Origin of the sequence: Microbacterium sp. K2, from assembly GCF_051365005.1 — a bacterium.
Taxonomy (GTDB): domain Bacteria; phylum Actinomycetota; class Actinomycetes; order Actinomycetales; family Microbacteriaceae; genus Microbacterium; species Microbacterium foliorum_B.
Genome location: NZ_JBLWII010000001.1, coordinates 158,019 through 172,298, shown reverse-complemented (window position 1 = coordinate 172,298; position 14,280 = coordinate 158,019). Strand labels below are relative to the sequence as shown.

General features: G+C 67.6%; 12 protein-coding genes. 2 read left to right on the top strand and 10 right to left on the bottom strand.

Features of this window, described 5'->3' with window-relative positions; genetic code table 11:
* Positions 1–50: 50 nt before the first annotated feature.
* From ACLKOY_RS00845 to rplU, 5 genes are all read right to left on the bottom strand, one after another.
* Positions 51–1,304: a glutamate-5-semialdehyde dehydrogenase gene (locus tag ACLKOY_RS00845; protein ID WP_436452036.1), complete on the bottom strand. Its 1,254-nt coding sequence runs from the start codon at positions 1,302–1,304 to the stop codon at positions 51–53.
* A 9-nt stretch (positions 1,305–1,313) separates the two neighbouring features.
* Entirely contained in the window at positions 1,314–2,099 is a 786-nt protein-coding gene (gene proB / locus ACLKOY_RS00840; protein WP_436452035.1) for a glutamate 5-kinase, read from the bottom strand.
* A complete protein-coding gene (obgE, locus tag ACLKOY_RS00835) occupies positions 2,096–3,598 on the bottom strand; it encodes a GTPase ObgE (RefSeq protein ID WP_436452034.1) in 1,503 nt (500 codons plus the stop codon). The genes proB and obgE overlap by 4 nt, the downstream gene beginning before the upstream one ends.
* A 140-nt stretch (positions 3,599–3,738) precedes the next feature.
* On the bottom strand, positions 3,739–3,996 hold the full coding sequence (rpmA, locus tag ACLKOY_RS00830; RefSeq protein ID WP_028501603.1) for a 50S ribosomal protein L27: 258 nt from the start codon (positions 3,994–3,996) through the stop codon (positions 3,739–3,741).
* Between the two features lie 18 nt (positions 3,997–4,014).
* Entirely contained in the window at positions 4,015–4,323 is a 309-nt protein-coding gene (rplU, locus tag ACLKOY_RS00825) for a 50S ribosomal protein L21 (RefSeq protein WP_436452033.1), read from the bottom strand.
* A 211-nt stretch (positions 4,324–4,534) separates the two neighbouring features.
* On the opposite strand from rplU, the gene ACLKOY_RS00820 reads away from it, so the two are divergent.
* Entirely contained in the window at positions 4,535–4,801 is a 267-nt protein-coding gene (locus ACLKOY_RS00820; protein WP_140037367.1) for a DUF4031 domain-containing protein, read from the top strand.
* Here the strand turns inward: ACLKOY_RS00820 and ACLKOY_RS00815 are convergent.
* Entirely contained in the window at positions 4,766–7,489 is a 2,724-nt protein-coding gene (locus ACLKOY_RS00815; protein ID WP_436452032.1) for an Rne/Rng family ribonuclease, read from the bottom strand. The two genes, ACLKOY_RS00820 and ACLKOY_RS00815, sit on opposite strands and share 36 nt — an antisense overlap.
* Positions 7,490–7,770: 281 nt before the next feature.
* Here ACLKOY_RS00815 and ACLKOY_RS00810 point away from each other — a divergent pair, with 281 nt between their 5' ends.
* Entirely contained in the window at positions 7,771–8,388 is a 618-nt protein-coding gene (locus ACLKOY_RS00810) for a vitamin K epoxide reductase family protein (RefSeq protein ID WP_436452031.1), read from the top strand.
* A 68-nt stretch (positions 8,389–8,456) separates the two neighbouring features.
* Here the strand turns inward: ACLKOY_RS00810 and ndk are convergent, their stop codons facing one another.
* The 4 genes from ndk to ileS are packed head-to-tail and all read right to left on the bottom strand — an operon-like array spanning position 8,457 to position 13,990.
* Positions 8,457–8,873 carry a nucleoside-diphosphate kinase gene (ndk, locus tag ACLKOY_RS00805; RefSeq protein WP_042537730.1) on the bottom strand — a complete coding sequence of 139 codons (417 nt, stop codon included), beginning with the start codon at positions 8,871–8,873 and terminating at the stop codon, positions 8,457–8,459.
* 1 nt (position 8,874) lies between these two features.
* Positions 8,875–9,279, bottom strand: coding sequence for a DUF4233 domain-containing protein (locus tag ACLKOY_RS00800; RefSeq protein WP_436452030.1), 405 nt, complete (start codon positions 9,277–9,279; stop codon positions 8,875–8,877).
* Complete coding sequence (locus ACLKOY_RS00795; protein ID WP_436452029.1) at positions 9,276–10,628, bottom strand: bifunctional folylpolyglutamate synthase/dihydrofolate synthase; 1,353 nt, start codon at positions 10,626–10,628, stop codon at positions 9,276–9,278. The genes ACLKOY_RS00800 and ACLKOY_RS00795 overlap by 4 nt, the downstream gene beginning before the upstream one ends.
* Positions 10,625–13,990, bottom strand: coding sequence for an isoleucine--tRNA ligase (gene ileS / locus ACLKOY_RS00790; RefSeq protein WP_436452028.1), 3,366 nt, complete (start codon positions 13,988–13,990; stop codon positions 10,625–10,627). The genes ACLKOY_RS00795 and ileS overlap by 4 nt, the downstream gene beginning before the upstream one ends.
* Positions 13,991–14,280 lie beyond the last annotated feature (290 nt).

The following is a 14,280-nucleotide window of genomic DNA, read 5'->3' as shown; positions in this document are numbered from 1 at the left end:
GGCTGGCGGGCATGGCTCACGGAGAGCCACAGCGCCCCCTAGTCTAGCCCTCAGCCGCGCGTCTGCCCTGCCCCACGCGCCAGCCATTTCGTGCTGGTCAGCTCGGAAAGCCCCATCGGTCCCCGCGCGTGCAGCTTCTGCGTCGAGATGCCGACCTCGGCGCCGAACCCGAACTCGCCGCCGTCGGTGAACCGGGTCGAGGTGTTCACCATCACGACCGCCGAGTCCACCTCGGCCAGGAACCGCTCCGCATTGCGCGAGTCTGTGGTGATGATCGACTCCGTGTGGCCCGTGCTGTAGCGACGGATGTGGTCGAGCGCGTCGTCGAGGGTGTCGACGACCTTGATCGCGATGTCGAGGCTGAGATACTCCGTTGCCCAGTCCTCCTCCGTCGCCGGGATCACGTTCGAGACGAGCCCCGCGACCATGTCGTCACCGTGGATCGCCACGCCTTCGCTCTGCAGCGCGCTGGCGACGAGAGGAACCAGCCGCGGTGCGGCCTGACGGAGCACGAGCACCGTCTCGACGGCGTTGCAGACGCTGGGTCGCTGCACCTTCGCGTTCACCACGATCTCCTGCGCCCAATCGTCAGGAGCAGTCTCGTCGAGCACGATGTGCACATTGCCCGCGCCGGTCTCGATCACAGGGACGGTCGCCTCGGTCACGACGGTCTCGATCAGCCCCGCGCTGCCCCGCGGCACGAGCACGTCGATGAATCCGCGGCCGTGCATCAGGGCCGTGGCGCCGTCGCGGCCGAAGTCGTCGACAGTCTGCACCGCTTCCGGCGTCACACCCGCGCCCTGCAGCGCCCGGCGCATGATCTCGACAAGCACCGTGTTCGACTCACGTGCGGCGCTGCCGCCGCGCAGGACCACGGAGTTGCCCGAGCGAAGCGCGAGCGCGGCGATGTCGACGGTGACGTTCGGACGCGCCTCGTAGATCGCGCCGACCACTCCGAAGGGCACTCGCACCTGCTCGAGCGCCACACCGTTCGGCATCCGGTGTCCTCCGACGACGCGACCGACCGGGTCGGGCAGCGCCGCCACCTGGCGGACCGCTGCCGCGAGAGCCGCGACGCGCTTCTCATCGAGGCGAAGCCTGTCGATCAGTGATTCACCGATGCCGTCGGAGCGACCTCGCTCGATGTCTCGACCGTTGGCCTCGATGATCTCAGCGGTGTTCGATTCGAGGGCAACCGCGATGGCCTCGAGAGCGTGAGCCTTGTCGTCGCTGGTCAGCCTGGCCGTGGCGCGGGACGCCTCTCTGGCGAGCTCCAGGCGCACCTGGGGGGTCTGGTCGGTCATCCGCCCAGTCTAAGAGAGCGCGGGTTCGAACCAGGTCCCTATGTCAGCCCCGGCGAGGGCCTTGTCGACCAGGTCGGCGCTCGTCACGAGCACTCCGATCCCGGACGCGGCGGCGAGGCGCGCGGCGGAGACCTTGGTCGCGGCTCCCCCGGTGCCGACGCTGTTGACGACGGTCGATCCGAACTCGAGCCCCGACAGATCGGCGTCGGGGGCGACGATGTCGATGGGCTCGGCCGTCGGGTCGGACGGCGGCTTGGTGTAGAGCGACTCGATGTCGCTGAGCAGGATCAGAGCGTCGGCCTCGATCAGCTGCGCGACGAGAGCCCCGAGTCGGTCGTTGTCGCCGAAGCGGATCTCCTGCGTCGCGACAGTGTCGTTCTCGTTCACGATCGGCAGGATGCGCAGACCGAGAAGTCGCTCCATCGCCCGTCGAGCGTTGCTCCGCGACGTCGGGTTCTCGAGATCGCCCGTCGTGAGAAGCACCTGTCCTGCGACGATGTCGAAAGGACGAAGCGACTCCTGGTAGCGGTAGACCAGGATATTCTGCCCGACAGCGGCCGCAGCCTGCTGTGTGGCCAGGTCTGTCGGTCGTGCGTCGAGACGCAGGAACGGAGTGCCTGTGGCGATCGCTCCGGACGAGACCAGGATCACCTCTGCGCCGCGCGCGTGCGCTGCCGCCAGCGCCTCGACCAGCACGGGGATGCGCCACGACGACTCGCCGCTGATCGACGAGGACCCGACCTTGACGACGATACGTGAGGCTGTGGCGAGATCCGCCCTCGTGCGAGCGGTCACTCCCCGTCCTCGCGGTAGGCCGCGAGCCGCTGAGCCTCGACCTCGGCGCGAGCCTCAGCCTTGGCATCCATGCGCTCGTAGTAGTTCTCACGACGCTCGGAGGTGGTGCGACGGGCGTTGGGTGCCAGGCGCGGATCGGTGCCGCGGGGCGCCGTCATGAGCTCGGCCGCAGACGTCATGGTCGGCTCCCAGTCGAAGACGATGCTCTCGCCCTCGCCGATCACGACTGTGGACCCCTGCACGGCACCGAGGCGGAAGAGTTCGTCTTCGACGCCCAGCTTCTCGAGGCGGTCGGCGAGGTAGCCCACGGCCTCTTCGTTCTGGAAGTCGGTCTGCTGAACCCAGCGAACCGGCTTCTCGCCCAGGATGCGGTAGATGTTTCCGTAGCTGCCGCCCTCGACCCGGATCTCGAAGCCCTTCTTGGGGCCCCGCGGACGAAGCACGACGCGCTCACGCGGAACCTCGATCGCGGCGAGCTCTGCGCGGTGCTTGTCGACGATGTCGCCGAGCGCGTAGGTCAGCGGGCGCAGGCCCTCGTGCGAGATGGTGGAGATGTCGAAGACACGGAATCCGCGGGCCTCGAGCTCAGGGCGCACGAGGTCGGCGAGGTCACGGGCCTCCGGCACATCGATCTTGTTCAGGGCGATGAGCTGAGGACGCTCGAGCAGAGGAGTCTGCCCCTCGGGGACCTCGTACGCGGCCAGTTCGCCGAGGATGACGTCGAGGTCGGAGATCGGATCGCGACCGGGCTCGAGTGTCGCGCAGTCGAGCACGTGCAGCAGAGCGGTGCAGCGTTCGACGTGACGGAGGAACTCCAGTCCGAGTCCGCGCCCCTCGCTCGCTCCTTCGATGAGTCCGGGCACATCGGCGACGGTGTAGCGCGACTCCCCCGCCTGCACGACGCCCAGGTTCGGGTGGAGCGTGGTGAAGGGGTAGTCGGCGATCTTGGGGCGAGCGGCCGAGATCGCACCGATCAGGCTGGACTTGCCCGCAGAGGGATAGCCGACCAGCGCCACGTCTGCGACGGTCTTGAGCTCGAGGACGACATCGCCCTCGTCTCCCGGGGTGCCCAAAAGAGCGAAACCGGGCGCCTTGCGCTTCGGCGTCGCCAGTGCGGCGTTGCCGAGTCCGCCGTGCCCGCCCTTGGCGACGACGAATCGCTCGCCGGGCTCGATCATGTCGATCAGGACCTCGCCGGCCGCGTTCCTGACCACGGTGCCGACGGGAACGGGAAGCTCGAGGTCTTCGCCCATGAACCCTGCACGGTGGTCGCCCATGCCGGGTCCGCCGTTGCCGGAGCTGCGGTGGGGCGAGTGGTGGTACGAGAGGAGCGTCCCCGTCTGCGTGTCAGCGACGAGGACGATGTCGCCGCCGTCACCGCCGTTGCCGCCGTCGGGGCCGCCGAGCGGCTTGAACTTCTCGCGGTGCACCGAGACACAGCCGTTGCCGCCCTTGCCCGCACGCAGGTGAAGCGTCACGGTGTCGACGAAACTGACCATGTCTCTCTCCTCAATAAAGAACTCGGCCGGAACCGAGAATTGGACCGGTGATTCGGTGGGAAACGCGAATCCGGCCTGAAACGCAAATTCGGGACGGGCCGAAGCCCGCCCCGAATCGCATGACTACTGTCGTGCTGTGATCACTCAGCAGCGGCGACGATGTTGACGACCTTACGGCCGCCCTTCGCGCCGAACTGCACCGCACCGGCGGCCAGAGCGAACAGCGTGTCGTCGCCACCGCGACCGACGTTCACGCCGGGGTGGAAGTGCGTGCCGCGCTGGCGGACGATGATCTCGCCGGCGAGAACCTGCTGTCCACCGAAGCGCTTGACGCCAAGTCGCTGAGCGTTGGAGTCACGACCGTTACGGGTGGAGCTTGCGCCCTTTTTATGTGCCATGTCCTGGTCTCCTCGGTCTTACTTGATGCCGGTGATCTTGACGCGCGTGAGCTCCTGACGGTGGCCCTGGCGCTTCTTGTAGCCGGTCTTGTTCTTGTACTTCTGGATGATGATCTTCGGGCCGCGGAGGTTGCCGATGACCTCTGCCGTGACCTTGACCTTCGCCAGCGAGTCAGCGTCGGTGGTCACCGAGGCGCCGTCGACGAGCAGCACTGCGTCCAGCTCGATCTTCTCGCCCTGGGCAGCCTTGACACGGTCGAGCTGAACGATCGTGCCGACCTCGACCTTCTCCTGCCGCCCACCGGCGCGCACTACTGCGTAAACCACTTCATACCTGTTTCGTTGGGGAGCTCACGGCTCCGATATCTCACGGGAAGACTGTTGCTTGCATGCATCGCGGGGCGACGGGCACGAACGCAAGACTCTCCGCTCCGACCGTCCAGGACGACGCGGCATACGCACCAAGGGACTACTTTACCGGATGTAGGACACTGTGGCAAAACGCGCCGCCCGGTGTGTCCGGTCATAGGCTGGAGGAATGACCGTTCTCGTCGATGACCCCATATGGCCCGCGCACGGCCGCCTGTGGGCTCATCTCGTCAGCGATGACAGCCTGCAGGAGTTGCACGCCTTCGCGAGGTCGCACGACGTTCCTGCGCGCGCCTTCGACCTCGACCACTACGACGTCCCGCAAGAGCTCATCCCCCGGCTCCTCGCCGCCGGCGCACAGCATGTCGGCGGCAAGGAGCTGGTCAGACGATTGATCGCCTCAGGACTGCGAATCCCCGCCCGCGACCGGCGCTGACGGCTCCGAGTTCACGGAGATCGGCGTACCGGTGAGCGCGGCGGTCGAGACACGGCGACGGCCGCGGCCCTGACCCGGCGCCTTCGGCTCGGGGAGAGCGTCGAGCACGGAATCGAGCAGCGCCTCGGCCGGCGACTTGGGCGACTTGCGGTCGGATCCGCGCTTCTTGCGCGGCTTCTTGGCACGCTCCTGCGCGGCCGGGACTTCCGTCGTCTCCGCTGTGGGAGCGACGACCTCGGTCGGCTCGTCGACGTTCGGAGCGCGTGTCGAGGCGGCGATCTGCGCGAGCGCGGACTTCGCCCCCTCGGGGATGCTGTGCGTCGTCACCGCGGCAGGAGCCGAGTTCTGCGACTGGCCGTTGCCGCCGCGCTGGCGGCGGTTTGACTGCGAGTTGCCGTTGCCGTTGCTGTTGCTGCTCGAGCGGTGCTTCACGACCGGGTCGTGGTGCACGATGACGCCACGACCGGCGCAGACGTCGCACGCCTCGCTGAACGTCTCGAGCAGGCCGAGTCCGAGCTTCTTGCGGGTCATCTGCACGAGGCCCAGCGATGTGACCTCGGCGACCTGGTGCTTCGTCCGGTCGCGGCTCAGGCACTCGATCAGTCGGCGCAGCACGAGGTCACGGTTCGACTCGAGCACCATGTCGATGAAGTCGACCACGATGATGCCGCCGATGTCGCGCAGACGCAGCTGGCGGACGATCTCCTCCGCGGCCTCGAGGTTGTTCTTGGTGACCGTCTCCTCGAGGTTTCCGCCCGAGCCGACGAACTTGCCGGTGTTGACGTCGACGACGGTCATGGCCTCGGTGCGGTCGATGACCAGCGAGCCACCCGACGGCAGCCAGACCTTGCGGTCGAGCGCCTTCTCGATCTGCTCGGTGATGCGGAACGCGTCGAAGGGATCGCTCTCGTCCTCGTACGACTCGACGCGCTCGAGCAGGTCGGGTGCGACGCTCTCGAGGTAGGCGCGGATCGTGCGCTGGGCGTCCTCGCCCTGGATGAGCATCTTCGTGAAGTCCTCGTTGAAGACGTCGCGGACGATCTTGACGAGAAGGTCGGGCTCGGCGTGCAGCAGCGCCGGCGCCTGCTGGCTCTCGACCTGCTTGCGAATGTGCTCCCACTGGCTGGTCAGCCGCTGGACGTCACGCGTGAGCTGGTCTTCGGTGGCACCTTCGGCGGCCGTGCGGACGATCACGCCGGAGGACTCGGGGAGAACCTCCTTGAGGATGCGCTTCAGGCGCGTGCGCTCGTTATCGGGCAGCTTGCGGCTGATGCCGTTCATCGATCCGCCGGGCACGTACACGAGGTAGCGACCGGGGAGCGAGATCTGACTGGTCAGACGAGCACCCTTGTGGCCGATCGGATCCTTGGTGACCTGCACCAGGACGCGGTCGCCCGCCTTGAGAGCGAGCTCGATGCGACGAGGCTGGTTGCCGGTCTCGACGCCGTCCCAGTCGACCTCGCCCGAGTAGAGCACGGCGTTGCGGCCACGGCCGATGTCGACGAACGCGGCCTCCATGCTCGGCAGCACGTTCTGCACGCGACCGAGGTAGACATTGCCGATCAGCGAGGCATCCTGGTTGCGCGCGACGTAGTGCTCCACGAGCACCCCGTCTTCGAGGACGCCGATCTGCGTCCGGCCGTTCTTGGAGCGGACGACCATCTTGCGGTCGACCGACTCACGACGCGCGAGGAACTCGGCCTCGGTGACGACCGGACGCCGGCGACCGGCATCCCGTCCGTCGCGACGACGCTGCTTCTTGGCCTCGAGACGCGTGGAACCCTTGATCGCCTTGGGCTCGGTGATGTACTCGACGACGCGCTGGCGAGGCTGGCGCGGTTCGTCACGCTGTTCCCGGGGCTCGCGCTGCTCACGGGGCTCGACATCGTCAGAACCACCGCGACGACGGCGGCCACGGCGGCCGGCCGGCTCCTCCGGCTCTCGCTCGGCGATGCGATCGAAGACGCGCTCACGGCCCGGGCGAGCCGGAAGGGGAAGCACCTCGGGGGCGTAGAAGTGCAGCTGCGTCGAGACCTGCGAGACGAAGACCTCGGGCAGCAGCCCCAGCGACACAGCAGTGACAGGCTTGGCGTCCTCGGGCTTGTCCGGAGCAGGCTCAGCAGCGGATTCTTCGGAAGCGCCCTCGGCTGCAGCGTCAGCAGCCGGAGCGTCAGCGGCGGGAGCTTCCTCGGCAGCAGGAGCATCGGAGGCAGAGGCACCAACAGCAGGCTCTTCCTCAGCGGGAGCTGCATCAGCGGGAGCTGCATCAGCGGGAGCTGCATCAGCGGGAGCTGCATCAGCGGGAGCTGCATCAGCGGGAGCTTCCTCGGCGGAAGCTGCTTCAGCGGGCGCCTCAGCAGGGTCAGCCTCAGCGGAGTCAGCCTCGGCAGGCGCGCCGTCGGAAGGAGCATCCGCTGCAGGTCCCTCAGAAGGAGAGTCCTGGGCAGAAGCTGCCTCGACGGGCGCGTCAGCCGCAGGAGCGTCCTCGGAAGGAGCGTCCTCGGAAGGAGCGTCCTCGGAAGGAGCGTCCCCCGCCGGAGAGATCTCGGCGGTCGAACCCGCGCCGTCCTCCGGAGCGTCGGACGAGCCGTCGGTCTCCGCAGCGTCGGCGGCTACCTCTGCGGGTGCATCAGCATCCGCAGAGAAGTCGAGGGTAGGGGCGTCGTAGTCATTGTTGTCATCGGCCATCTCTGGCTTGCTCCTCGCGCGGACACTTCGTGTTCCGCTAACTCTCATGCGGCACCCGCAGGTGCCGCGAACTCATTCGGTGTGCGACCGGCTCATGGCTCTGATCACGAGGGGCATACGGCCCCGAAGTCTGCGTCGATGCCCGCCGCGACAGGGTCGAGCGATGCATCACAGGCCATTATCGCACCAAGTGCGCCGGTTCGCGGCATCCTCGGGAGTCCGAGTCGTTTTCTCCGGCGCGCTCACGCCCGATCCATAGCGATCGCTGAGAGAATCCACACATGAGCGAGCAGCGCACCCGCCCCGTCGTCTATGCCGTGTGGTTGATCATCGCGAGCGTCATCGGCTGGTTCGCCGCCTTCCAGCTCACGGTCGAGAAATTCGTGCTTCTCGAGAACCCGACCGATGCCCTGGCCTGCGATGTGAGCCCGTTCATCCAGTGCAGCAAGAACCTGGGCTCGTGGCAGGGTGAGATCTTCGGCTTCCCCAACCCGCTGCTCGGGCTGACCGGATGGATGGCTCCGCTGGTCATCGGCGTCGCGGTCCTCGCCGGTGCCCGCTTCCCCCGGTGGTTCTGGGCTGCGTTCGGCGCCGGGATCACCTTCGCGTTCGGACTCGTCTGCTGGCTGATCGGCCAGAGCCTGTATGCATCGAACCTCGGTGTGCTGTGCCCGTGGTGCATGGTGACCTGGGCTGTGACGATTCCGACGTTCTTCGCCACGATGCTGCATCTCACTCGCAACGGCACGTTCACGAAGAATGAGAAGGCACAAGAGCGCGCGGACAAGCTCATGGTCTGGGTTCCGCTGGCGACCATCCTCGCCTACGCGGTCATCATCGTGATGGCTCAGCTGCAGGGTCTCGACTTCCTCGGTGAGATGGCACGAATCATCTTCTGATCCGATGTTCCTACGACGAAGCCCGCCGCACGTTCTCGTGCGGCGGGCTTCGTCGTGAGCGGGATCGGTCAGTCGAACCAGATGCCGAGCTCGCGTGCGGCCGACTCGGGGCTGTCCGAACCGTGCACGAGGTTCTGCTGCACCTTGAGGCCCCAGTCGCGACCGAAGTCGCCGCGGATCGTGCCGGGTGCGGCCGTGGTGGGGTCGGTCGTGCCGGCGAGCGACCGGAAGCCCTCGATCACGCGGTTGCCCGCGAGGCGGATCGCGACGGAAGGGCCCGAGAGCATGAACTCGAGGAGCGGCTCGTAGAACGGCTTGCCCTCGTGCTCGGCGTAGTGCTCGGCGAGCAGGTCGCGGTCGGGCTCGACCAGGCGGATGTCGACGAGGGAGTATCCCTTCGCTTCGATGCGCGCCAGGATCGTGCCGGTGAGGCCGCGGGCGACACCGTCGGGCTTTACGAGGACGAGGGTTTCTTCGGTGGCCATGTCATTCACTCTCTGTCTGAGTCTGAGTCGTGGGCCCGTCAGGACGTCGTGCGTCCAATCGGGCCCCCATGATCGTCGCATATCCCCACATGCCGCCGAAAACCACGACGACGAGCAGGATCGCGGGCACCAGGATAGCCGCCAGCGCGATGACGACCTGCAGGATCCACCCTGCGGTGATCGCCCAGGGCTTCGTGATCATGCCGGCCACGGCGATGCAGGCGAGTCCGACGACGGCGCCGCCGACGATCCCCCACCACTGCGGGATGCCGGCAGGCAGCGTCTTCAGGCCGAAGACCGTGAGACCCGCCAGGAAGACGACGATCGATTCGAATCCGAGCACGACCGGCGCCAGCTTCTGCACCAGCGTGCGAGGCGGGCGCGCCGACGGGGAGGCGGCGCTCACGCGTGCCACCCGGACTTCCAGTCCTCTGCCTCGGAGAGAGCGATCGCCTCGCCTGCGAGCACGACCGACCCGGCGATCACGACGGCCCGGCGGTCGGAGGATGCGGCCCACTCCCGTGCGGCATCAGCCGCCTCCGCGAGGGTCGGATGCACGGTCGCTCGCTGCCCCGTCGCCTCGACGAGGTCGGCGATGAGATCTGCGTCGCTCGCGCGGTCGGACTCCGGTGCCGTGGCGAAGACGTGCGCCGCAGCGGGAGCGAGCTGCGCGACGATGCCGGCGGCATCCTTGTCGGCGAGCACCCCCAGCACGACACCCCACTCGTCGAAGTCGAAGCTGTCGTCCATCGCCTGCACGAGAGCCGTGGCGCCGTGCGGGTTGTGCGCGGCATCCACGATCACCGTCGGAGCGATCCCCAGCAGCTGCAGGCGTCCGGGCGAGGTCGCCCCCTGGAGACCCTCGGAGATGATGTCGGCCGCGATGGGCTGCTCAGCGCCTCCGATGAGAGACTCCACGGCGGCGACCGCGAGGGCCGCATTGTGCCCCTGGTGCGCACCGTACTGCGGCAGGTACTCCTCGACGTAGGCGCCCGCGAGTCCGCGGATGGTCAGCAGTTGACCTCCGACGGCGAGCTTCTGGTCGGCGAGTCCGAACTCCTCGCCCTCGAAAGCGATCGTGGCGTTCTTCTCGGCGGCGACGCGACGCAGCACGTCGGCGGCCTCCGCGGGTTGCTGTGCCGAGACGACGGCCGCGCCTTCTTTGATGATTCCTGCCTTGACTTTCGCGATCTCGGCGATCGTGCCGCCGAGACGATCTGCATGGTCGATGTCGATGGGCGCGAAGACCGCCACATCGCCGTCTGCCGTGTTGGTCGAGTCCCACTCGCCTCCCATGCCCACCTCGAGCACGAGCACGTCGACCGGAGCATCGGCCACGGCCACGAATGCGAGCACGGTGAGCAGCTCGAAGAACGTGAGCGGCTCTTCGCCCGCCGCCTCGAGCTCGGCGTCGACGATCTCGACGAAGGGCTCGATCTCGTTCCAGGCGTCGACGATCGCCGCATCGCCGATCGGCTCGCCATCGATCATGATGCGCTCGGTGAAGCGCTCGAGGTGCGGGCTGGTGAAGAGGCCGGTGCGCAGACCGTGGGCGCGCAGCAGCGTCTCGATCATGCGGGCGGTCGACGTCTTCCCGTTCGTACCCGTGATGTGCACGACGCGATAGGTGCGCTGCGGATCGTCGAGGTACGCGAGGATGCGCGCGGTGCGCTCCTTGCGCGGCTGCACCCAGCGCTCGCCCGCGCGGCTCAGCAGCTTGTCGTAGACGGCATCGGCCTTGTCACGTGCACTCATGCGACGGGCTCCTTGATCGTGACGTCGATCGTGACGATGATCGGGCGCTTGTCGGCGCCCAGCGCACTCGCCCCGCTGCGGAAGACGCCGCCCCCCGGGCTGGTGACGTCCTGCACGAGAGTGCCCATGTCGTCGGTGGCCTGCACCGCGAATGCCACCGCCAGGGTCTCCCCCGCGATCAGTTCTGCATGCGCCTGCAGCGCTTCGGCGTCGTCCGGGCTCACGTTGAGCGCGAGCACGATGCGGTCGCTCACGTCGAGATCAGCGTTCTTGCGGGCCTCCTGCACGACGCGGATCGCGTCGCGCGCGAGTCCCTCGGCCTCGAGCTCGGGGGTAGTCTGCGTGTCGAGCAGCACGAACCCGCCCGACGGCACGATCGCGAGTGCCTCCCCCTCGGGGCGGCCGGTGGTCTCGAGCACGAGGTCGTACTCGCTGGGCTCCAGCGCGATGCCGCCGGCCGTCACGACGCCGTCGGTCTCGGACCAGTCGCCGTTCCGCGCACCCTGGATGGCCTTCTGCACGTCCTTGCCCAGACGAGGACCGGCTGCGCGGGCATTGACGCTCAGGCGGTGGTCGATTCCGTACTCGGCGGCAGTCGTCTCGGTCGCCTCGACGAGCTCGACCGACTTGACGTTGAGCTCTTCGCGGAGGATGTCCTCGAACTGGCCGAGCGTCCCCGCCAGCGGAGACACGACCGTGAGACGAGCGAGCGGCAGGCGCACGCGCAGCTTCTCCTTCTTGCGCAGCGCGTTGCCGACGCTCGACAGCTCGCGGACCGCATCCATGGCATCCCGGATCTCGTCGGCGGCGGGGAAGGCGGTGTCGTCCGGCCAGTCCTGCAGGTGCACGCTGCGTCCGCCCGTCAGGCCCTGCCACACGCGCTCGCTGATCAGCGGCACGAGCGGAGCCGCGACCCGGGTGAGGGTCTCGAGCACGGTGTAGAGCGTGTCGAAGGCATCGGCGTTCGACCCCTCCCAGAAGCGATCGCGCGAGCGGCGGATGTACCAGTTGGTGAGCACCTCGGCGAAGTCGCGCAGACGAGCGGATGCCGTCGTCGAATCGAGACCTTCGAGGTCTGCCCGCACGTCGCGCACGAGGTCGCCGAGGCGGGCCAGGATGTAGCGGTCGAGCACATCGGTCGAGTCGGTGCGCCAGGTCGCCTCGTAGCCCCCCGGCTTCGCCGCATTCGCGTACGTCGCGAAGAAGTACCACGAGTTCCACAGCGGGAGCAGGAACTCGCGGACGCCGGAGCGGATGCCCTCCTCTGTGACCGCGAGGTTGCCACCGCGCAGCACCGAGCTCGACATGAGGAACCAGCGCATCGCGTCGGAGCCGTCACGGTCGAGCACCTCGGAGACATCCGGGTAGTTGCGCAGCGATTTCGACATCTTGTAGCCGTCGTTGCCCAGCACGATCCCATGGCAGCTGACTCCGGTGAAGGCCGGACGATCGAAGAGCGCGGTCGACAGCACGTGCATGACGTAGAACCAGCCACGCGTCTGCCCGATGTACTCGACGATGAAGTCGGCGGGTGCGTGCGTGTCGAACCACTCCTGGTTCTCGAACGGGTAGTGCACCTGCGCGTACGGCATCGAGCCCGAATCGAACCACACGTCGAAGACGTCCTCGATGCGGCGCATCGTGCTCTTGCCGGTCGGGTCGTCGGGGTTCGGACGCGTGAGGTCGTCGATGTAGGGACGGTGCAGGTCGATATCGCCCTCGGGGTTGCGCGGCAGCGCACCGAAGTCGCGCTCCATCTCTTCGAGAGAGCCGTATGCGTCGACGCGCGGGTACTCGGGGTCGTCGCTCTTCCAGATCGGGATCGGCGAGCCCCAGTAGCGGTTGCGGCTGATCGACCAGTCGCGCGCACCCTCGAGCCACTTGCCGAACTGGCCGTGCTTGACGTTCTCGGGCACCCAGGTGATCTGCTCGTTGTTCGCGAGCAGGTCGTCCTTGATGTCGGTGACGCGGATGAACCAGCTCGAGACGGCCTTGTAGATCAGGGGGTTCCGGCAGCGCCAGCAGTGCGGGTACGAGTGCACGTAGCTCTGCTCGCGCAGCAGGCGTCCCTCTCCGCGGAGCAGGCGGATGAGCGGGGTGTTCGCGTCCATCCAGAGCTCGCCGGCGACGTCGGTGACGTTCGGCAGGAAGCGTCCACCGTCGTCGAGCGACAGGATCGTCGGGATGCCGGCGGCACCCGCGACCCGCTGGTCGTCCTCACCGTAGGCGGGAGCCTGGTGCACGATGCCGGTGCCGTCGCTGACCGTGACGTAGTCGTCGACGAGGATGCGCCAGGCGTTCTCGGTGCCGTAGGTCTCGGTGTCGGCGTAGTAGTCGAAGAGCCGGTCGTACGTGACGTCCGCGAGGTCAGCGCCTTGCACCGTCGCGTCGACTGCGGCGAGCGCGTCGTCGAGGCTCTCGTAGCCGAGATCCTTGACGTAGCCGCCGAGAAGCTCGCGCGCCAGGAGGTAGCGGTGGGCGGACGCCTCGACAGCGGCTTCCGTCGTTCCGGCGATCTGGTGCACGTCCGCCGCACCGCCGGGGCCGGCCGGGAGCACGACGTATTCGATGTCGGGCCCTACGGCGAGCGCGAGGTTGGTGGGCAGGGTCCACGGCGTGGTCGTCCAGGCGAGCGCCCGCACCCCGGTGAGTCCCAGGGCCTCCGCCTTGGCCCCGGTCAGCGGGAACGTGACGGTGACCGACGGGTCCTGACGGTTCTGGTAGACGTCGTCGTCCATGCGCAGCTCGTGCGCCGACAGCGGGGTCTCGTCGCGCCAGCAGTACGGCAGCACGCGGTATCCCTCGTAGGCGAGGCCCTTGTCGTACAGTGTCTTGAACGCCCAGAGCACGCTCTCCATGTACCCGAGGTCGAGCGTCTTGTAGCCGCGCTCGAAGTCGACCCAGCGGGCCTGACGCGTGACGTAGTCCTGCCACTCGTGCGTGTACTTCAGCACCGAGTCCTTCGCCTTCGCGTTGAAGACGTCGATGCCCATCTCCTCGATCTGGCTCTTCTCGGTGATCCCGAGCTGCTTCATGGCCTCGAGCTCGGCCGGCAGACCGTGGGTGTCCCAGCCGAAGACGCGGTCGACCTTCTTGCCGATCATCGTCTGGAAGCGCGGGAACACATCCTTGGCGTAGCCCGTGAGCAGGTGCCCGTAGTGCGGCAGGCCGTTGGCGAACGGCGGGCCGTCGTAGAAGACCCATTCGTCATCGCCCTCGCGCTGCTCGATCGAGGCGCGGAAGGTCTGATCGGTCTCCCAGAAGTCGAGCACCTCTCGCTCGATCTGGGGGAACCGAGGGCTCGGTGCGACGGAGGCAGCCTGGTCGGCGGCGGGGCCGAAGGAGGAACGCGGGTAGGTCATGTCGTCTCGCAGGAGTCGTGGCGGATGCTGCTGCGAGGACGATCCGTCCGGAATCTCATCCCGGGGACCGCGGTACCACCTCGCGTGCCGCGCCTCTCGGCGGAGCCACTCTCACTGCGGCTGTGACGGGCCTGCCCCGCTCGGTTCTACTTACCCCCGCTTGCACTGAGCCTGCCGAGGTGTTCTTCCGAGAGCTCCCCGGTGATGTCCGGATCGATGCTCGTGTCTCCATTGTACGCGCGGCAGAGGGTGAGCGCCCGCGACATCCGTGAGCGAACAACACGACGCCG

Bases quoted from the DNA above. Each gene is read 5' to 3' on its own strand.
- ACLKOY_RS00845 (WP_436452036.1), bottom strand. From the start codon at position 1,304: ATGACCGACCAGACCCCCCAGGTGCGCCTGGAGCTCGCCAGAGAGGCG.
- obgE (WP_436452034.1), bottom strand. From the start codon at position 3,598: ATGGTCAGTTTCGTCGACACCGTGACGCTTCACCTGCGTGCGGGCAAG.
- rpmA (WP_028501603.1), bottom strand. From the start codon at position 3,996: ATGGCACATAAAAAGGGCGCAAGCTCCACCCGTAACGGTCGTGACTCC.
- ACLKOY_RS00820 (WP_140037367.1), top strand. From the start codon at position 4,535: ATGACCGTTCTCGTCGATGACCCCATATGGCCCGCGCACGGCCGCCTG.
- ACLKOY_RS00815 (WP_436452032.1), bottom strand. From the start codon at position 7,489: ATGGCCGATGACAACAATGACTACGACGCCCCTACCCTCGACTTCTCT.
- ACLKOY_RS00810 (WP_436452031.1), top strand. From the start codon at position 7,771: ATGAGCGAGCAGCGCACCCGCCCCGTCGTCTATGCCGTGTGGTTGATC.
- ndk (WP_042537730.1), bottom strand. From the start codon at position 8,873: ATGGCCACCGAAGAAACCCTCGTCCTCGTAAAGCCCGACGGTGTCGCC.
- ACLKOY_RS00795 (WP_436452029.1), bottom strand. From the start codon at position 10,628: ATGAGTGCACGTGACAAGGCCGATGCCGTCTACGACAAGCTGCTGAGC.
- ileS (WP_436452028.1), bottom strand. From the start codon at position 13,990: ATGACCTACCCGCGTTCCTCCTTCGGCCCCGCCGCCGACCAGGCTGCC.